General features: G+C 46.1%; 17 protein-coding genes, 1 tRNA gene, 2 rRNA genes and 1 other RNA gene. 11 read left to right on the plus strand and 10 right to left on the minus strand.

The window, feature by feature from the left end:
• The first annotated feature begins 4 nt into the window (after positions 1-4).
• The 3 genes from rrf (BLS03_RS00005) to rrf (BLS03_RS00015) all read left to right on the plus strand — a co-directional run bounded on the left by rrf (BLS03_RS00005) (position 5) and on the right by rrf (BLS03_RS00015) (position 432).
• Positions 5-120, plus strand: a 5S ribosomal RNA gene (rrf, locus tag BLS03_RS00005).
• Between the two features lie 91 nt (positions 121-211).
• A tRNA-Thr gene (locus tag BLS03_RS00010) sits at positions 212-287 on the plus strand.
• Positions 288-316: 29 nt separating this feature from the next.
• A 5S ribosomal RNA gene (gene rrf, locus BLS03_RS00015) occupies positions 317-432 on the plus strand.
• A gap of 104 nt (positions 433-536) precedes the next feature.
• On the opposite strand, the gene BLS03_RS00020 is transcribed toward rrf (BLS03_RS00015), so the two are convergent.
• The 5 genes from BLS03_RS00020 to leuA all read right to left on the minus strand — a co-directional run bounded on the left by BLS03_RS00020 (position 537) and on the right by leuA (position 6,252).
• A complete protein-coding gene (locus BLS03_RS00020; RefSeq protein ID WP_093267955.1) occupies positions 537-1,316 on the minus strand; it encodes a DUF547 domain-containing protein in 780 nt (259 codons plus the stop codon).
• Between the two features lie 101 nt (positions 1,317-1,417).
• Positions 1,418-2,020, minus strand: a complete 603-nt coding sequence (gene leuD / locus BLS03_RS00025; protein WP_093267958.1) for a 3-isopropylmalate dehydratase small subunit — start codon at positions 2,018-2,020, stop codon at positions 1,418-1,420.
• Positions 2,021-2,031: 11 nt separating this feature from the next.
• Positions 2,032-3,432 (minus strand): 3-isopropylmalate dehydratase large subunit, encoded by a 1,401-nt coding sequence (leuC, locus tag BLS03_RS00030; protein WP_093267961.1) that lies wholly within the window; start codon positions 3,430-3,432, stop codon positions 2,032-2,034.
• A gap of 95 nt (positions 3,433-3,527) precedes the next feature.
• Positions 3,528-4,619 carry a 3-isopropylmalate dehydrogenase gene (leuB, locus tag BLS03_RS00035; protein ID WP_093267965.1) on the minus strand — a complete coding sequence of 364 codons (1,092 nt, stop codon included), beginning with the start codon at positions 4,617-4,619 and terminating at the stop codon, positions 3,528-3,530.
• 85 nt (positions 4,620-4,704) lie between these two features.
• Positions 4,705-6,252, minus strand: coding sequence for a 2-isopropylmalate synthase (leuA, locus tag BLS03_RS00040; protein WP_093267968.1), 1,548 nt, complete (start codon positions 6,250-6,252; stop codon positions 4,705-4,707).
• A gap of 557 nt (positions 6,253-6,809) precedes the next feature.
• On the opposite strand from leuA, the gene BLS03_RS00050 reads away from it, so the two are divergent.
• The 6 genes from BLS03_RS00050 (at position 6,810) to ilvN (ending at position 14,385) form a co-directional block, all read left to right on the plus strand.
• Positions 6,810-7,337 carry a phosphatase PAP2 family protein gene (locus BLS03_RS00050; protein WP_093267971.1) on the plus strand — a complete coding sequence of 176 codons (528 nt, stop codon included), beginning with the start codon at positions 6,810-6,812 and terminating at the stop codon, positions 7,335-7,337.
• 3 nt (positions 7,338-7,340) lie between these two features.
• Positions 7,341-8,387 carry an MJ1255/VC2487 family glycosyltransferase gene (locus BLS03_RS00055; protein ID WP_093267973.1) on the plus strand — a complete coding sequence of 349 codons (1,047 nt, stop codon included), beginning with the start codon at positions 7,341-7,343 and terminating at the stop codon, positions 8,385-8,387.
• 408 nt (positions 8,388-8,795) lie between these two features.
• Positions 8,796-9,755 carry a transcriptional regulator LeuO gene (gene leuO, locus BLS03_RS00060; RefSeq protein ID WP_093267976.1) on the plus strand — a complete coding sequence of 320 codons (960 nt, stop codon included), beginning with the start codon at positions 8,796-8,798 and terminating at the stop codon, positions 9,753-9,755.
• 166 nt (positions 9,756-9,921) lie between these two features.
• The gene (locus BLS03_RS00065; protein ID WP_093267978.1) at positions 9,922-11,733 is read left to right on the plus strand and encodes an AMP-dependent synthetase/ligase; all 1,812 of its coding nucleotides are present in this window, start codon (positions 9,922-9,924) and stop codon (positions 11,731-11,733) included.
• A 431-nt stretch (positions 11,734-12,164) separates the two neighbouring features.
• On the plus strand, positions 12,165-13,889 hold the full coding sequence (locus tag BLS03_RS00070) for an acetolactate synthase 3 large subunit (RefSeq protein ID WP_093267981.1): 1,725 nt from the start codon (positions 12,165-12,167) through the stop codon (positions 13,887-13,889).
• Between the two features lies 1 nt (position 13,890).
• A complete protein-coding gene (gene ilvN, locus BLS03_RS00075) occupies positions 13,891-14,385 on the plus strand; it encodes an acetolactate synthase small subunit (protein ID WP_093267983.1) in 495 nt (164 codons plus the stop codon).
• Positions 14,386-14,455: 70 nt separating this feature from the next.
• On the opposite strand, the gene serA is transcribed toward ilvN, so the two are convergent.
• The 5 genes from serA to BLS03_RS00100 all read right to left on the minus strand — a co-directional run bounded on the left by serA (position 14,456) and on the right by BLS03_RS00100 (position 17,805).
• Positions 14,456-15,685 (minus strand): phosphoglycerate dehydrogenase, encoded by a 1,230-nt coding sequence (serA, locus tag BLS03_RS00080; protein ID WP_093267986.1) that lies wholly within the window; start codon positions 15,683-15,685, stop codon positions 14,456-14,458.
• 263 nt (positions 15,686-15,948) lie between these two features.
• On the minus strand, positions 15,949-16,605 hold the full coding sequence (gene rpiA, locus BLS03_RS00085) for a ribose-5-phosphate isomerase RpiA (protein ID WP_093267988.1): 657 nt from the start codon (positions 16,603-16,605) through the stop codon (positions 15,949-15,951).
• Positions 16,606-16,663: 58 nt separating this feature from the next.
• Entirely contained in the window at positions 16,664-17,260 is a 597-nt protein-coding gene (locus BLS03_RS00090; protein WP_093267991.1) for a 5-formyltetrahydrofolate cyclo-ligase, read from the minus strand.
• Between the two features lie 32 nt (positions 17,261-17,292).
• A non-coding RNA gene (ssrS, locus tag BLS03_RS00095) (6S RNA) lies at positions 17,293-17,475 on the minus strand.
• A gap of 21 nt (positions 17,476-17,496) precedes the next feature.
• Positions 17,497-17,805: a cell division protein ZapA gene (locus BLS03_RS00100; protein ID WP_093267994.1), complete on the minus strand. Its 309-nt coding sequence runs from the start codon at positions 17,803-17,805 to the stop codon at positions 17,497-17,499.
• 235 nt (positions 17,806-18,040) lie between these two features.
• On the opposite strand from BLS03_RS00100, the gene BLS03_RS00105 reads away from it, so the two are divergent.
• On the plus strand, positions 18,041-18,610 hold the full coding sequence (locus tag BLS03_RS00105; RefSeq protein ID WP_093267996.1) for a YecA/YgfB family protein: 570 nt from the start codon (positions 18,041-18,043) through the stop codon (positions 18,608-18,610).
• A 12-nt stretch (positions 18,611-18,622) separates the two neighbouring features.
• Positions 18,623-19,801 carry a 2-octaprenyl-6-methoxyphenyl hydroxylase gene (ubiH, locus tag BLS03_RS00110; RefSeq protein ID WP_093267999.1) on the plus strand — a complete coding sequence of 393 codons (1,179 nt, stop codon included), beginning with the start codon at positions 18,623-18,625 and terminating at the stop codon, positions 19,799-19,801.
• Positions 19,802-19,820: the final 19 nt, after the last annotated feature.

The raw sequence follows: 19,820 nt of genomic DNA on the forward strand, positions 1-19,820 counted from the left end.
TTTGCTTGGCGACCATAGCGATTTGGACCCACCTGATTCCATGCCGAACTCAGAAGTGAAACGAATTAGCGCCGATGGTAGTGTGGGGTTTCCCCATGTGAGAGTAGGACATCGCCAGGCTTTAATTTTCGGATTTTAGATAAATTGTCTAAAAACCAAATAAAAAGAGCCCGTTTAGACCGCGGGCTTTTTTTAGTCCACCGATTAGTTTGCTGATATAGCTCAGGTGGTAGAGCGCATCCTTGGTAAGGATGAGGTCCCCAGTTCGAGTCTGGGTATCAGCACCAGTTACTCTTTGAGTAACACACAAAATTTGCTTAGCGACCATAGCGTTTTGGACCCACCTGATTCCATGCCGAACTCAGAAGTGAAACGAAATAGCGTCGATGGTAGTGTGGGGCTTCCCCATGTGAGAGTAGAACATCGCTAGGCTTAATTTCTAAGGCCTCGACTGAAAAGTCGGGGCTTTTTCGTATCTGGAATATGGTAAAGAAAGAGTGGGTACCTTATTTCGCGTGAAGCTTAAGATGCACTCGTTATTTTTGGTTTAGGCTCCAGTCATATTGGTAGTGGATTGTACCTTTGAAGTTTTTCAACTGGGGGCGATAGCTGCTGAGGTGTTCTAATAATTGTTGTTCGTTACCAAAATCTTCGCGATACCAATCATAGATAGATGACAATTGTAGTTGGTCTGCTTTGACGTCAACACCCTTATCACTATTGATAAACTCGCTAGCCGCATGTTCTAACATGGCTTGAGTGTTTTCACTGGTGTAGGCAAAAGGTTGAAGATTTGGGCAGCCAAGACTTGCGCAATTCACCGCGTAGTGAATTCGAACATCTTGCCATATTGGGCGCAAGATTCTGTGTTCAATATCATTGAGCGTCAACGCCTTACCGTTGATAGTGGTAATGGTTTCATCCCACGGACCAAAACTGAACCAACTGCCTAATTTAGTGATCGACTTGACTGGATAGTTTTCCAGAATAAGTTCGACCGTCAACGCGTTATACAAATTGACCCAATACGAAAATTGCTCGGCTTGGTTGTAGTTTCTCGGATCAATGGCTATCTGGTTTTGAATATAGCGAGTTAGAGTATTTCGATCTTGAGGCGAGATGTTTTTATAGTCGAAGAGTGTGTTTTGCCCTGAGATAGAGAGATTATGGCTTAGCACTTGTTGCCAAAGCTCATGAGATAACATCTGCGGGTTTTGTTCATCACTTTGTTGCCAATAAGACCAAAGCTCGGATTTGGGCGCGGCGAAGGCGGTTGAGCTCAGTAGCGCTAAGCTAATGAAAAGCGTTTTTTGCATGTCGAAATCCTTTTCGCTGAGATTTGATGATAGCGCAAGATGTAAACATAAAAAAAGGTTGGCATTATGCCAACCTCTAATATTCGATGTTTATCGACTGATTAAGCTAAAAACGAAGGAATGTTTGCTTCGTAGTCGGCAATTTTATCTTCGTGTTGCAGCGTTAAACCGATGTTATCTAATCCGTTAAGCAAACAGTGGCGACGGAATTCATCGATTTCAAATCCATACTCTTTACCGTTTGCACGGACTTTCATCGCTTCTAAATCGACTTCAACCTCTGCGCCTTGATTGGCTTCGACAAACTGAAAAATCTCATCGACTTCTTGTTCCGTTAAACGAACAGGGACCATTTGGTTGTTGATCGAGTTGCCATAGAAAATATCCGCGAAACTCGGTGCGATCATCGCTTTGATGCCGTAATCGGCAAGCGCCCAAGGTGCGTGCTCACGTGATGAACCACAGCCAAAGTTTTCACGCGCAAGTAAAATTGATGCGCCTTTATAGCGAGGTGCATTAAGCACGAACTCTGGGTTTGGTTGCTGGCCTGCATCGTCAAGAAAGCGCCAATCGTGGAAAAGGTGCTTACCAAAACCCAAGCGAGATACTTTTTGTAGAAACTGCTTAGGAATGATTGCATCGGTATCAACGTTTGCAGCATCTAAAGGAACGACTAAGCCTTTATGTTGTTTAAAACCTGACATTTTCGTTCTCCTTAATCCAATTCACGAATATCGACAAAGTGGCCAGCAATCGCTGCTGCGGCTGCCATTGCAGGGCTTACTAAGTGGGTACGACCATCACGACCTTGGCGGCCTTCAAAGTTGCGGTTTGAAGTGGATGCGCAGCGCTCGTGAGGACCTAAGCGGTCGTTGTTCATTGCCAAACACATCGAACAACCTGGCAAACGCCATTCGAATCCGGCTTCTTTAAAGATGATGTCCAAGCCTTCAGCTTCAGCTTGCGCTTTTACTTGCTCAGAACCTGGAACAATCAGCGCTTGAACGTGTGAGGCCACTTTGCGACCTTTTGCTACAGCTGCTGCTGCGCGCATATCTTCAATACGTGAGTTAGTACATGAACCGACAAACACTTTATCGACGTTGTATTCAGAAAGGGATTTTCCAGCTTCTAATCCCATATAAGCTAAGGCTTTTTGTGCAGAGGCTTTCTCAACCGGATCGTTAAAGCTTTCTGGCGATGGAATTGGTGCGTCAACGGCAATCACTTGGCCCGGGTTTGTCCCCCAAGTGACTTGCGGTTTGATTTCGCTGGCTTCTAGAGTCACTACCGCATCAAACTGCGCATCGTCATCGGTGCGTAGGGTTTTCCAGTACTCAACCGCAGCGTCAAAATCTGCGCCAGTTGGTGAGAATTTACGGCCTTTGATGTATTCAAATGTGGTTTCATCAGGGGCGATTAAGCCCGCTTTAGCGCCCAATTCGATTGCCATGTTACACACAGTCATACGGCCTTCCATGGAAAGGTCTCGAATTGCTTCGCCGCAGAACTCTACCACATAGCCAGTACCGCCAGCGGCCGTGGTTTTACCAATGATGGCTAGCACGATGTCTTTCGCGGTGATGCCAGGTGCCACTTTGCCTTTGACTTCAATTTTCATGGTTTTGGCACGAGCTTGTTTTAGCGTTTGTGTCGCGAGAACGTGCTCAACTTCGGAAGTACCGATACCAAATGCAAGCGAACCAAATGCGCCGTGAGTGGCGGTGTGTGAGTCACCACAAACAATCGTCATGCCCGGTAGGGTAATACCAAGCTCTGGGCCCATTACGTGGACAATACCTTGATATTTATGGTTGATGTCGTAAAGCGTGACGCCAAATTCTTCACAGTTTTGTTTCAGCGTTTCCATTTGAATACGCGCCATTTCACCCGAGGCGTTAATGTCCTTGGTGGTGGTCGACACGTTGTGGTCCATGGTCGCGAACGTTTTGCCCACTTGACGCACTTTACGGCCTTTTTCACGCAGACCATCAAATGCTTGCGGTGACGTTACTTCATGCACCAAGTGACGGTCGATATATAGAATTGGGTTTTCACCTTCGGCAGCGACTGCGACGTGCGCGTCGTAGACCTTTTCATATAATGTTTTGCCCATGTTTGCTTCCTGTATTCCAGCTCTTTGCTGCTTTACTTTCGATGGTGGAACGGACACTGCCATTGATGCTTACAACAAAGAGCGGATTAAATTTATTATGAATTTAGAATATACGCGGCGATCTTATCGCCCATTTCTGAAGTGCTAAGTGGCGTTTTATCACCAGCTAAGTCACCGGTAAGCTCGCCAGCGGATAAAGCTTTGGATACTGCATTTTCAATATCTTGCGCCGCCGCTTCTTCACCTAAGCTGTAACGTAGCATTAGAGCTGCAGAGAGAATTTGCGCGACTGGGTTGGCGATATTTTTGCCGGCGATATCCGGTGCGCTACCGCCCGCAGGCTCGTATAGACCGAACTTGCTTTCATTGAGCGAAGCTGAAGGTAGCATGCCCATTGAGCCCGTGATCATTGCGCATTCATCCGAGATGATGTCGCCAAAGATGTTGGAGCACAACATAACATCAAACTGGGCAGGATCTTTGATGAGCTGCATGGTTGCGTTATCGATGTACATGTGTGTTAGTTCAACATCTGGGTAGCCTTTAGCAATTTCTTCAACCACTTCACGCCATAAAATTGAGCTTTGCAGAACGTTAGCCTTATCAATAGAGCAGACTTTCTTGCGGCGTAAACGTGCCGATTCAAATGCGATTTTGGCAATGCGTTCAATCTCGAAACGGTGATAAACCTCAGTATCAAACGCTTTTTCGTTAGCGCCTTCGCCTTCACGACCTTTTGGTTGACCAAAGTAAATGCCACCAGTCAGCTCACGAACAACGACGATATCAAAACCGCGCTCTGAAATATCTGCACGCAGAGGAGAGAAAGCTTCTAGGCCTTGGTGGATCTGTGCAGGACGTAGGTTACAAAACAGTTGGAAGTGTTTACGAAGAGGAAGTAGCGCGCCGCGCTCTGGTTGGTCATTGGGTGGAAGATGTTCCCATTTCGGACCGCCTACCGAGCCAAACAATACTGCATCGGATTCTTCACATGCTTTGACTGTGCTCTGTGGAAGTGGCGTGCCATGATTATCAATCGCAATGCCACCCACATCGTGCTCTTCTCGGCTAAAGCTCAACTGGTGTTTGGTTTCGATCGCATCCAATACTTTATGGGCTTGTGCCATGACCTCTGGGCCAATTCCGTCGCCGGGCAATACCGCGATCTTGTACGTCTTGTCTGTCATGTTCTTCCTTTAATTTTTTTGAGAGTGTTGTGTTACTCGATTCTAATTGTGTCCTCGAGGCGTTGCTCGAGGACAATATTCTTATTTAAACCGCAGCGATTTTCTTTTGTTTAATGGCTTCGATTTGATCCGCGCGGTGGATGCTATTGATCACGTGAAGTAACGCTTGGCCTGATGCTTCAACAATGTCTGTCGACATGCCAGTGCCATGATATTTACGTCCTTTGTAGTTGGCAATGATATCGGCTTGACCTAAACCGTCTTCACCTTCGCCCTTAGCAGTTAGGTCGAATTTATCCAGCACGATGTCATAGCCTGTCACGCGGTAGATGCATTGGTATAGCGCATCAACAGGACCGTTACCGACTGCCGCTTCGCTGCGCTCTTCTTCGCCGCACTGTAGCTTAATACTGGTGGTCGCCATGACGCTACCAGATTGTACGCTTAAGTAGTTCAATTTGTAGAAATCATCTTCTTCGCGCAAGTTTGAGAAGTGCATCAAGGCTTCTAAGTCATAATCAAACACTTGACCTTTGCGGTCGGCCAATTTTAGGAAGTCTTCGTACAAAGCGTCTAAGTTGTACTCTTCTTCCTTATAACCCATGGTAGTCATGTGATTTTTAACCGCGGCGCGGCCACTACGGCTGGTTAGATTCAAGGCTTGATTTTTAAGACCGATCGACTCAGGTGTCATGATTTCGTAGGTATTCTTGTTTTTCAACATACCATCTTGGTGAATGCCTGATGAGTGGCTAAATGCGTTAGCGCCGACAATCGCTTTGTTGCTTTGAATCGGCATGTTACATAGCTGGCTGACCAATTTACTGGTGCGATGAATTTCATCATGCTTAATGCCAGTGTGGACGCCCAAGAACTCTTCGCGCGTTTTGATGATCATGGCGATTTCTTCTAACGAACAGTTACCCGCACGTTCGCCAATACCATTGATGGTACCTTCTACCTGGCGAGCACCGGCTTGAACGGCAGCCATGGAGTTGGCGACCGACATACCCAAGTCGTCATGACAGTGAACGGAAATGATCGCTTTATCGATGTTAGGTACGCGGTTGAACAGGGTTTGAATGATGCCACCAAATTCACTAGGAATGGTGTAGCCAACTGTGTCAGGAATGTTGATCGTGGTTGCACCCGCGTTAATGGCCGCTTCAACCATACGGCACAAATTGTCAATCGGTGTACGGCCAGCATCTTCACATGAAAACTCAACATCGTCGGTGTAGTTACGTGCATGTTTCACCGCTCTGACCGCCATTTCAACCACATCATCGTAGCTGCGACGTAACTTGTCTTCGACGTGAATCGTAGACGTGGCAAGGAAGGTGTGAATTCGGAACTGGTCAGCAACTTTTAACGCTTCGGCGGCGGCATCAATGTCTTTCACAACGGCTCGTGAAAGGGCACACACACGGCTATTTTTAATGTTTTTGGCAATGGTTTGCACGGATTGGAAGTCGCCTGGCGAAGAAACCGGAAAGCCCGCTTCAATCACATCAACGCCCAGTCTTTCTAAGGCATAGGCAATTTGCAGTTTTTCTTTAACCGTCAAGCTTGCTGGCAATGCCTGTTCGCCATCCCGCAATGTGGTGTCGAATATAATGACTTGGTCGTTCATGTTGGCTTCCTTTTTAGATGTTGTGTGGTGCGTGTTATGTCATGTTGTGTTTGCTGAGATACAAAAAAGCCCGCATCAAGTGCGGGCTTTAAAATTCTTGTGTGGTTTATTTTTCTTCCACAACCTACCCGCGCGATGTTTTCACGATAAGGAGGAGGCTGAGCAGGAGAGAAAAACGAGCTGTCATTGTTAAGCTTTCCACAAAATTAAGTTAACAGATTAGTACCGCACTCTATGGTTGAGGTCAACCCTAAAGTCGATTTTTTATTCAAATAGAGGCAACTTCGTTCTTGAAGCGTGTTTGAACAGACAATTTACCATTCAGCATCTCGAATGAGCACACGTTTATTGACCAATCAAAATCAGTTTGCCGCTGCGCGGATCGCGATAGACGGTTCCGACACTCTCCATGCCTTGATCAGATTGGCCTTTCTGTATGCTGCATTTGGGTGCAGTTCAAACTGCTGGGATCTTCATCAATTCACCAATAAAACTTCACCGAACTGTCATTTTGGCTCTTTAACGTGAAGCTTAATCCGTCAGAAAAGGAGTCGGTGATGCGTACTATAGAACCTATTGCTAAGTTTGATTTTGCTTTTTCACAGTTTTGTTTGCGCCATAGATTTAGTCTGCCCTTTGCCAGGGTTAGCCAAGCCATATCCCACACCGGAGATGGTCATCTTTATGCGGTGATAGGCCTGCTGGCTTGGCTTATTGATGACACCTTGGGGCTGATGTTTTTGCTTACCGGGTTATTAAGCTTTGCACTTGAGCTGCCACTGTATTGGGCGAGTAAAAACCTGTTTAAACGTCGCCGTCCGCAAGAGCTATCGGAATTATTGCCTTCTTTTATTACCCCTTCTGACCGCTACAGCCTGCCTTCTGGTCACACCGCCGCCGCTTTCTTAATGGCAAACTTGTTAGGGCATTTTTATCCCGATACCCAAATTTTGGCTTTGAGCTGGGCGAGTTTAATTGCAACGGCGAGAATTCTTCTTGGCGTGCATTTTTTTACTGATGTGTTGATTGGTGCGCTGCTGGGAATGAGCTGCGCCACTTCGGCGATTGCGATTATGGGAGCATAACATTTGAAGATATTGTACGGCGTTCAAGGAACGGGAAATGGACATATAGCACGAGCGCGCGCAATGCAATCGGTGCTAAGTAATAAGCAAGTTGATGTGGAGTTTCTGTTCTCAGGTCGCCGGGCTGATCGATATTTTTCGATGGAGCCATTTGGTCAATACCATACTCGTCGTGGTCTGACGTTTTGCGTCAATAAAGGCAAAGTGAACTACTTACAAACTGCCTTTAATAATAATTTGTTGAGTTTTCGCCGTGAAATCTCTGAGCTCGATCTTAGTCAATATGACTTAGTGTTAAACGATTTTGAACCGGTGAGCGCTTGGGCGGCCAAGCGGCAGGGCGTACCAACCATCGGAATCAGCCACCAAAATGCTTTCCGCTACCCGATTCCAATTAAAGGAGCCAATTGGTTGGATAAACAAGTGTTGCAGTATTTTGCGCCGACACAGCATTCGATTGGGCTGCATTGGTACCATTTTGACCAACCCTTGCTTCCGCCAATCATTCATACCGACGCCAACAATATTCGCTATGAGCCATTTGTATTGGTGTATCTGCCTTTTGAGCCGCTCGATGCCATCGCCGATTTGCTGCTGCGTTTTACCAGCCAAGCGTTTATCTGCTATCACCCGGATGTTGAGCAAGTATATAGTGACAACAATATTGAGTTTCGCCCGCTTAGCCAGTCTGAGTTTCAACGCCATCTTGCCAGTTGCAGTGGCGTTATTGGCAATGGCGGTTTTGAGCTGCCTTCTGAGGCGCTGACGCTGGGTAAAAAATTGCTGCTCAAGCCTCTTACCGGTCAGTTTGAACAGCTGACCAATGTCGCTACGCTTGAACATCTTGGATTGGCGAGTTCGATGGAGTATCTCGATGCTGCCGCAGTGCGCAGTTGGCTCGACGAAAAACATGCCGAAAAGGTGCATTATCCCAACGTGGCTGAAGCGATTGTCGACTGGATTTTGAGTGGTGAATGGCATTGCTCAAAAGACCTTTGTCACCGTCTTTGGGATAAAGTCCATTTTCCTGAGTACGTCTCTTTCTCCTAACTTTCTCACCAATCATTTCCCCACGATTCATTACCTCACAGATAGGATTTTGTATTCACTTGTGAGGTAATGCATTCACAAGTGAAAATTCATTCGTCTGATGAATGTGTAGGAAATTTCCCATAAATCGCTTTCATTGTTCTCAATAAACATGACAGAAAGTGGGGTTAAATGTTTTTAGAGTTTTTTATATTCGAATTAACAGTTTGTTTTGTAGGACTTTTCTCGAAATGGGGGTAAAAAATACTGATTAAATATCAATGCTATTGATAAGGGCTTATTGATTCGCAGATAGTAGCGCTGTTCCAAGATTCATCTAAAACACAAATATAAGAATCTCCGGTTATCTATTCCTATTTTTTAAAAATTATCCTTATTAGGTTTGACGAATACAGAGGCGTTTTATCAATGTTAGACAAAAAAGAATCGATGAGTGCGATTTCTAGCTATCGAATGGAGAGTACATTACGTGGTGTAGATTTGAATCTACTAACCGTATTTGATGCTGTAATGCAGGAGCAAAACATCACTCGTGCGGCACACAATCTAGGTATGTCTCAACCAGCAGTTAGTAATGCAGTTGCTCGTTTGAAAGTAATGTTTAACGACGAGTTATTTATGCGTCAAGGTCGTGGTATTCAGCCAACCCAGCGCGCTCGTCAATTATTCGGACCTGTGCGTCAAGCACTGCAACTGATCCGTAATGAGCTGCCAAGTTCTATCTTTACGCCAGACACTTCAACGCGTCTATTTAAAATGGCGATCTGCAGCCCTTGTGATATGCGTTTTGCACCGCGCATCATGTCAACGATTCACAGTGTTGCACCAAACGTTCAGCTGCATCTTGATGCAGAATTCTCACGCAACCTAGCTGAGCGTTTACGTTACCAAGAAATCGACTTTGTGATCGATTACGCGCGTTTTGATGAGCAAGGTTACTCAAGCACTGAAATCTTCCAAGATGAGCTTGTTGTGGTTGCAGCGAAATCTCACCCACGCATTCAAGGCAGCATTACTGCTCCTGATCTGGTTGAAGAGCGTCATGCTAAATTGTCACATGTTCACGGTCAGCGTTCATTCTCAGAATTGGCGTACCGCGACCTTGACGTTAAGAGCTACTATGAAGGTACCAGCCTAAGCAACGTGCTGTACGTTGTGAGCCAATCTGAACTTGTGACGATTGCGCCACGTTGGATGGTCGAAAATGCAGTTAACAAAGAGCAGCTACAAATTCTGCCACTGCCTTATACCAATGCGAAAATCAGCGGCTACTTGAGCTGGCATGAATCAAGTGAAAAAGACAAAGGTCACATCTGGCTACGCGACCAGTTGATGATGATTTGTGGCGAAGTGGTTGCACAGCACTAATCGCAAACTCTAGCTGCAAGATGAAACCTTGGATAGTGGTCGCTATTCAAGGTTTTTTATTACTCATTTTTCCTCAACTTTGACGCCCGTCAGTTGCCTTTTGTTTGCTTGAAGGTACACTTGTGCGCTCAAATAGCTTACAGATGTAAGCCTAAAGGTAAAAGAGATGGCTCATTTAGATTTTCATATTGTCAGTAAAATTCGCGAACAGGTCGCCAAAGGCGGTAACCGCATTGCGCTACAACACAAAGTTGGTGATAACTGGCAAGGCATTAGCTGGCAAGAATTTGGTCAACAAATCGATGCCGCGTCGTTAGCGCTGCTCGCTCACGGCATTAATGTTCAAGATAAAATCGGCATTTTTTCGCATAATATGCCGCGTTGGTCGATTGCCGATTTTGCCGCTATGCAGGTTCGAGCAATCACCGTTCCTATCTATCCAACCAATACTGCCGATCAATCTGCTTATATTCTGCAAAATGCCGACGTCAAAGTGCTGTTCGTTGGTGAGCAGGCACAGTTTGATGCTGCGTTGAAGATTTTTGACCAGTGCCCAGATCTTGAATGGCTGGTGGCGATGTCACCAGAAATTGATCTAGGCGCTGCCGAACATGCGATTTACTGGGAAGACTTTATTGCCAAGGGAAGAGATGTGCCTTCCCAGCAGCTCGACACCTTGATTGAAGCGGTCAACCTAGATGACTTATTTACCCTGATCTATACCTCGGGAACCACAGGTCAGCCAAAAGGTGTGATGCTCGATTACGCCAACATTGCGGCGCAGTTACAGGGCCATGATCAGCGTCTAACCGTAACGCCGGACGATATGTCTTTGTGTTTCCTACCGCTTTCCCATGTATTTGAGCGCGCATGGAGCTTTTACGTGCTGTATCGCGGTGCCAGTATCAGTTACTTGCAAGATACTCGTCAGGTGCGTGAAGCGCTAACTGAAGTGCGTCCGACGGTGATGTCGGCAGTTCCGCGTTTCTATGAGAAGATTTTCTCGGCAATCCATGAGCGGGTCGCTAAGTCGCCATTGCATAAAAAAGTGTTGTTTACTTGGGCGGTGAACATGGGCGCCAAAATGGCGGCGTGTCATCAAGCTCAGCAAAAACCGTCTTGGTTGCTTAAACGCAGCTACAAGTTAGCCAATAAATTGGTGCTGTCGAAGATGCGTGCGTTGCTTGGTGGGCGTATCAACTTTATGCCATGTGGCGGTGCCAAACTTGACGAAACCATAGGGCGTTTTTTCCATGCCATTGGCGTCAACGTTAAGCTCGGCTACGGCATGACAGAAACCACAGCAACGGTTTCTTGCTGGGACGATAAGTGCTTCGATCCGGACTCAATTGGTATGTCGATGCCGGGGGCCCAGGTTAAAATCGGTGAAGGCAATGAGATTTTAGTTCGTGGACCTATGGTGATGCGTGGCTACTACAAAATGCCTGAAGAATCCGCGCAGGCGTTTGATGCGCATGGCTTCTTGAAAACTGGCGATGCAGGGCATATTGATGAAAATGGCAACCTGTTCATTACTGATCGCATCAAAGAACTGATGAAAACATCCGGTGGCAAATACATTGCTCCGCAGATGATTGAAGGGGCGATTGGTAAAGATCACTTCATCGAACAGGTGGCGGTCATTGCCGATACCCGTAAGTTTGTTTCGGCGCTGATCGTGCCATGTTTCGACAGTTTGGAAGAGTATGCCAAAGAGTTGAACATTAAATATCACGATCGCCTAGAGCTGATTAAAAACCATCAAGTTGTTGAAATGTTTGAACAACGTGTGGCTAATCTGCAAAAAGAATTGGCGAAGTTTGAGCAAGTCAAAAAATTCAAATTGTTGCCGAAAGCGTTCTCGATGGATGATGGTGAACTGACGCCAACATTGAAACTCAGACGTAAAGTCATCAACGATAAGTATCAGGATGAAATAGAAGAGATGTATGACGATAGCGACAAGAAGTCGCAATAACGTCATACATTGCTCACAGCGTTATTAGCGAAACAGCCATAACAAACCTTTGTTGTGGCTGTTTGTGTTTTTGATTGATTCAAAAACAGCATGCTCAACCACGAATGCATTGTTCAGTGGAATTTTTATCATATTTTTTGGCTTTTTTTTGTCCATATATCTTGGTTTATCGCTAAATTAATGTTTTTGAACAGTCATATCCTCTGTGTTTGCCCCTCAAAATAGCATCTTGTTAAAAAGGTGATCGAGATCCCAATGGATCACTGGTAAGTTCCGCGTTACATTGTGCCCATGCACTTATGCGCAGTTACGACTTCGCTTAAGACATAGAGCCGAAATGAATCATTTCGAATTAGGCTACGAATAAGCCCTAACTATGTATAGCCAGCGGGAAGTTGACCTTACTTTTCGTGATTGGCAAGGAGAACAATATGGCAGCAATGTTGTCTGGCGCCGAAATGGTAGTCCAGTCTTTGATCGAAGAAAGCGTAGAGCAAATCTTTGGTTATCCCGGTGGTTCGGTATTAGATATTTATGATGCACTTCATGCCAAAACCGACCACATCAAACACGTCCTCGTTCGTCATGAACAAGCCGCAACGCATATGGCCGATGGCTACGCCCGCGCGACCGGAAAACCGGGTGTGGTGCTGGTGTGTTCAGGTCCTGGCGCGACCAATACCATTACTGGTATCGCGACGGCGTATATGGATTCGATTCCGATGATTGTTATCTCGGGTAACGTGCCAAACAACCTCATCGGTAATGATGCGTTCCAAGAGTGCGATATCGTCGGCGTTTCTCGCCCGGTGGTTAAACACAGCTTTTTAGTCAAGAGAGCTGAAGATATTCCTGAAACTATCAAAAAAGCGTTCTACATCGCGACGACTGGGCGACCTGGTCCGGTGGTGATTGATTTGCCTAAGGATGTTCTTAACCCACAAATTAAATTGCCGTTTAGCTACCCGCAAACTATTTCTATGCGCTCTTATAAGCCGACCACAAGTGGTCATAAGGGGCAGATTAAGAAAGCGCTACGCGCACTGCTGGACGCCAAGAAGCCAGTATTGTACATCGGTGGCGGTGCGGTAATTTCAGAAGCGGATCAGCAAGTGACTAAGCTTGCCGAAACCTTGAATTTGCCGGTTGTCAGCACTTTGATGGGGCTGGGCGCTTTTCCTGGCACACATAAAAATGCGTTAGGCATGCTTGGTATGCATGGTACTTACGAAGCCAATATGGCCATGCATAACGCGGATCTGATTTTTGGTATTGGGGTGCGTTTTGATGACCGTACCACCAATAACCTTGAAAAGTATTGTCCGAATGCCAAAGTGATGCACATCGATATCGATCCCTCTTCGATTTCCAAAAACGTTCGCGTTGATCTGCCGATTGTTGGCTCTGCTGAAAAAGTGCTGGATAGCATGCTGAAATTGCTGGTGGAGCAGGGCGGTAATAATGATGAGCAAGCAATACAGCAATGGTGGCAAGACATTCAAGTGTGGCGTGATCGTCAATGCTTGGCTTTCGAAACTTCTGAAGAGCGCATCAAGCCACAGCAAGTGATTCAAATGCTGCATAAGTTGACCAATGGCGATGCCTATGTCGCGTCCGATGTGGGTCAGCATCAAATGTTTGCAGCACTGTACTATCCATTCAACAAACCGCGCCGTTGGATTAACTCCGGTGGTCTTGGCACCATGGGCTTTGGTTTGCCTGCTGGCATGGGGGTGAAATTCGCTAAGCCACAGGAAGAAGTGATCGTCGTGACCGGCGATGGCAGTATTCAGATGAATATTCAGGAACTATCGACTGCACTTCAGTACGATATTCCAGTGAAAATCATTAACTTAAACAACCGTTTCTTAGGCATGGTAAAACAGTGGCAAGACATTATTTACCAAGGCCGACACTCAAACTCATACATGAGTTCTGTACCGGATTTTGCAGCGATTGCTGAAGCTTATGGGCATGTGGGAATTCGAATTTCCTCACCAAATGAGCTGGAAGCGGGCCTGCAAAAGGCGTTAGACATGAAAGACCGCTTAGTGTTTGTCGATATCAATGTGGATGAAACTGAGCATGTGTACCCAATGCAGATCAAAGGCGAGGGTATGGATAAAATGTGGCTAAGCAAAACGGAGAGAACTTAAGATGAGACACATTATTTCGTTGTTAATGGAAAACCAACCCGGTGCCTTGTCTCGCGTTGTTGGCTTGTTCTCCCAGCGCGGTTACAACATCGAGTCGCTTAATGTATCTCCGACCGATGACGATACGCTCTCGCGTTTGAATGTCACGACAACCAGTGATGAGATGCAACTTGAACAGATTCAAAAGCAATTGCATAAACTGATTGATGTGCTGAAAGTTCAAGAAGTCACCGAAAGCGATTACATCGAACGCGAACTGATGCTGGTGAAGCTGAAAGCCAGCGGTTATGCGCGCGCAGAAGTCGCGCGAATGTCGGATATTTTCCGTGGCCAGATCGTTGACGTCACGGCGTCGCAGTACACCATTCAAATTGCCGGAACCAGTGATAAACTCGATGCGTTCATCACCACTTTATCGGATATCACCGAAGTGATTGAAGTCGCGCGCAGCGGGATTGTCGGTATCGCTCGTGGTGAACGGGCGCTTAAAGCGTAAATAGCCTTAACGCTGAGATATAAAAAAGCCACCGAATCGGTGGCTTTTTTGTGCTTGTGAAAATCAAAGCTTAGTGCAGGATACGTGCACGCAATGTGCCTTCGATGCCTTTCAATTTCTTAAGCGCTTCATGAGAGCGTTCGGTTTCAACATCAATGACAACATAACCAATTTCTGGTGAAGTTTGCAGGTATTGAGCGGCGATGTTGATATGATCTTCGGCGAAAATCGTGTTGATCTTGTTTAGTATGCCCGGACGGTTTTCGTGAATATGCAGTAGACGAGAGCATTCACGATGTTGTGGTAGCGATACTTCAGGGAAATTGACGCTAGATAGGGTTGAGCCATTATCTGAGTATTTCGCCAGTTTGCCAGCGACTTCAATACCGATGTTTTCTTGCGCTTCTTGAGTTGAACCGCCGACGTGCGGAGTCAGAATTACGTTATCAAATTTGATCAGTGGTGATTCAAACGGGTCAGCGTTAGTTTTCGGCTCGACTGGGAACACGTCAATGGCTGCGCCAGAAAGATGTCCTGACTCCAATGCGTGACAAAGTGCTGGAATATCAACTACGGTACCGCGCGCGGCGTTAATGAAGATTGACCCTGGTTTCATGCGCGCAAATTCTGCTTCGCCCATCATGTTTTTCGTTTCAGCGGTTTCAGGCACGTGCAGCGAAATGACGTCACATTTGTTGAGCAGTTCACTCATAGTATGAACTTGCTGTGCATTACCTAATGAAAGCTTGTTTTCGATATCGTAGTAGTAAACGCGCATCCCCAAGTTTTCAGCAATGATGCTCAACTGAGTACCGATGTGACCATAACCTATGATACCTAGGCTCTTACCGCGAGCTTCAAATGAGTGGTCGGCACTTTTTTTCCAAATACCACGGTGAGCAAGAGCATTCTTTTCAGGAACACCACGTAGCAATAGAAGAATTTGGCCAAGTACCAACTCTGCCACACTACGAGTGTTAGAAAAGGGTGCGTTGAAGACTGGAATACCACGTTTGGTTGCTGCGTTTAAGTCGACTTGGTTGGTACCAATACAGAAACAGCCCACTGCGACCAATTTATTTGCGGCTTCAAATACTTCTTCGGTCAAATTCGTGCGGGAGCGAATACCGATGAAGTGAACATCTTTTACCGCTTCTAAAAGCTCGTCTTCGGCAAGTGAGCCTTTGTGGTATTCGATGTTGGTGTAGCCGGCAGCTTGAAGAACTTCAACTGATGAAGGGTGAAGGCCTTCAAGAAGCAGAATCTTAATCTTATCTTTTTCCAGTGAAACTTTGGCCATTATGTTCGTCCTTAAAATGGAAATATGGGCTTGTTTGGCGCACATTGAGAAAAACTGCGGATAAAGCTAAGTTAAACCCAAGCAGAATGGTTACGCAAACGTTTTCCTTGTGCGTCTTCTGACCAATAACTTATCAAAAATTTTTTAGTTTGGGTAAGAAAATTACGGAATAAGGCATAATTTTTCCACGGAAGAAAATAAAAAATGGCGCCTATTGGCGCCAGTTGTAATGAAGTAACAAAAATGTCGATATTTAATCGAGATTATTCCTCGATTTTTGCACCATTAGGTGTACCAGTGATAACGACATCCGCACCGCGTTCGGCAAACAGGCCGACAGTGACAACGCCGGCGATAGCATTGATTTGTTGCTCAAGTTTTTTCGGTTCTGTGATGCTGAGGTTATGCACATCTAAAATCACGTTGCCGTTGTCGGTGACTACGCCTTCACGGTAAGCGGGGTCGCCACCAAGCTTCACTAGTTCACGTGCGACGTAAGAGCGTGCCATTGGAATCACTTCGACTGGAAGAGGGAATTGGCCGAGTACGTCAACGGCTTTGGTGTCATCAACAATGCAGATGAATTTTTTCGAAATGGCCGCGACGATTTTTTCGCGAGTTAATGCAGCGCCGCCACCTTTGATCATTTCGCGTGCTGGGTTTATTTCATCAGCGCCATCGACATAAATATCTAGCGACATCACATCGTTACAGCTAAATACTTCAATACCTAAACCTTGCAGTTTTTCGGTCGAAGCGTCAGAACTTGAGACTGCGCCTTTGATTTCATCTTTCATAGTGCCAAGAGCATCGATGAAGTGATTAACAGTGGAACCGGTGCCGACGCCGACAATGCTGTCTTTTTCAACGTATTTAAGGGCTGCCCAGCCAGCTTCTTTTTTCATTTCATCTTGAGTCATGCTCATCTCCTGAATTGACACACTACTTGCAACAATAATTGGCGCGAATTATAGCGAGTTAGTTGAGTAATTCCCATTGCCATATGCGCTGTGGTGTCACTATTTTCGGCAGCGGAACATCCCAGTTCTCGGTTGGCAGTTGTTCAACATGCTGGCAGTTGTGCGCCAGGCCAATCGGTGTCGGACCGATACCCGTTGCAAACCAGTTGGCAAAGGTACGATCATAATAGCCCCCGCCCATACCAAGGCGATGACCTTGGGAATCAAACCCAACCAGCGGTGTAAACACCAAATCGAGTTGATTAACGGGTTTGACTTTGGTTTGGTCCAGTTTGGGTTCTTGAATGCGAAATTTATTCGCCGTCATTGGCGTGTTGGCATCGAAGTGCAAAAACAGCAGATGCCCCTCAGAAAACGGGTGTAACACTGGCAAATAGACTTGTTTACCTTGTTGCCATAGCCATGAGATCAAAGGCATGGTGTCAATTTCACCGTCATTGGCAAGATATAACGCAATGTGCTGACTGGCGGCGATTTCAGGTAAGGATTGGCATTGCTGGATCAACTGCTCGGCAGCTTGACGTTGTTCTTCATCAGATAGCTGCTGACGAAGCTGGCGAATGGTTTGGCGGAACTGTCGTCTGGTTTGAGCCATAGTAAAGCCCGTTGGATTGGGTATCGAATGAGAGATACCCCAGAGTGCCGTTGAGGAATTTTGACCCATGAACCAGCTGGTTCAGGGCGGATTGGCAAGACAACCGTAGGCTTCTCGGTACGAGCCGAGCTTGCTCAATAGCCATCAATTACTAATCCTTTGGTATTGCTTATCGGCTCAGGGACGTAATCCTCTGGCGAACACTCCAGGGTAAATTTTGAATCTTGTCGCGAAAGTTATGATTTTCTTTGTGCTACTTGAGTGAGTATATCATCAAGTGACGCACTAAGCTGTTCCATTTTTTCGGTTAAGTTATCTTGCTTTTGCTGTACTTCTTGAGAGCGCGACTGCAACTCATAACAGACGTTCAAAGCGGCAATCGTTAACAGTTGGACTTCATTGGTAACTTTAGTCTTAGCCGTCATTTCTTCAATACGGGAGTTTAAATCTTGGGCTGCTTTAATTAACGACTCTTCTTGCCCAGCAGGGCAATTGACGCGCGTTAATTTTCCTAAAATTTCGACTTCTACCGCTTGATTGCTCATAAGAATTCTCAACACCTAATTTGGGTGATCAAGATGGATGAACACCGAGGTGGAAACTATAGGAAAAGCCACTTTAAGATTCAAGCTTTTCACCCGCGTTCTGTATAAAACCATTAGTAATGAACCAGTAATTGGACAATTTGATTAAAAGCTGTGCAACATCGGGCGAGCGAACATTTCCGCTTGCGAAGCGAAGTGTTAGAATTAGCTATCTTTTTGTTAAATGGATACAGTGATGAGCGAAACCACACTTCCCGATTACCAAGATGTAGAGACGACACTCAAAAGCGCAAGTTTGGCGGTGACACCTGCCGAGCTGCATGGCTTACTTAGTGGCATGCTCAGTGGAGGGTTGAATATTAAAGAATCATCCTGGCAGCCAGTTCTGTTTGACTACACCAATGATGGTATGGCTTGGCCGCAAGCGGCTAAGCAACTGGCACAAACCATGTTGACCTTCAGCGCCAAAGAGTTAAACGCAGATGATTTTGAGCTGTCATTGTTATTGCCAGATGAAGATAGCGATATTTTTGTTCAAGCAGACGCTGTATCGGATTGGGTTAATCATTTTATTTCAGGGCTTGGTTTGATTGGCGCTGATGTCAAAAAAGCCTCGAAAGAGAGCAAAGAAGCGCTCGCCGATTTAGAAGAAATTACCAAGCTCGGCATCGATGAAGACGATGACTTAGAGGAACAAGGTGATTTGTTGCTGCAAGTTGTTGAGCACGTTAAAGCGTGTGTGTTAACGATTCATGCTGAATTTGGTCTGCGCCCAGAGCAAACTACACCTCCGACGATTCATTAAAGAGCGCTGCCCATGGATAAGTTCGATATCGTAATCGCTGGCGGCGCAATGGCAGGAATGACGTTAGCTTTGGCGATTCAACATCGCTGTCAAACGTCGCTGTCGATTGCTATTGTTGAACCGTTTGAAACCAACCATCAAGCTCATCCTGGGTTTGATTCGCGTTCGATCGCACTCTCTTATGGCACCGTACAACTGCTGAAAAATTTCGATTTATGGCAAGACATTGCGCCTGTAGCGACGCCGATTAACGACATTCATGTTTCAGATCGTTCCCACCTTGGGATTACTGAGATTAGCGCTGCAGAAGTGGGCGTGTTGGCGCTGGGATATGTGGTAGAGCTTGCCGATGTTGGGCGCATATTTGCGCAAAAAATTGCGCAGTCTGCCAACATTGAATTGATTTGCCCTGATAGCGTGGCAGATATCGAGCGTAGTCAGGATGAAGTAACCATTCGATTGCAAAGTGGTCGCCAAATTGGTTCGAGTTTGCTTGTCGCGGCCGATGGCGCTGTTTCAACTTGCTGTGAGAAAATCGGCTTGGAGATGCATGAGCACGATTTTGAACAGGTTGCGGTGATTTCAAATGTGGTGACTGACAAGCCTCATCAAGGTCGCGCTTATGAGCGCTTCACCGAGCAAGGCCCGATTGCGTTATTGCCGATGAGTGAAGGACGCATGTCTTTGGTGTGGTGTTTACCTCCAGAGCAAGCGAAAGCTGTTAAGTCGATGCCAGATGAACAATTTATTGAGCACTTACAGCAACGTTTTGGCTGGCGGTTAGGTAAGATTGAAAAAGTAGGGCAGCGAGCCAGTTATCCATTAATCTTACGTTATCGACCACAAAACATTTCGCACCGTTTCGCGATAGTGGGTAATGCGGCGCAGACTTTACACCCGATCGCAGGGCAAGGGTTTAATCTGGGTATTCGTGATGTGGCGAGTTTGGCGCAGGAAATTGCCGACTCTCAAGGTGACCCGGGCAGCTACGTGATGTTGAACCGTTTTCGCTTGCGCAGAGAACAAGATCGCCAAGCCACTATCACATTAACGTCGGCTCTGGTACATGTGTTTTCCAACGATTACTTATCGCTGCGTATTGGGCGAAATTTAGGATTAATGGCGATGAATGGCATTTCTGCCGTTAAAGCGCCGCTTTTACAACGAACGCTTGGCCTGGTTGAGCGTTAATACCATTAGGAACAATCAT

The sequence above is a fragment of the Vibrio xiamenensis genome, from assembly GCF_900100015.1.
Taxonomy (GTDB): domain Bacteria; phylum Pseudomonadota; class Gammaproteobacteria; order Enterobacterales; family Vibrionaceae; genus Vibrio; species Vibrio xiamenensis.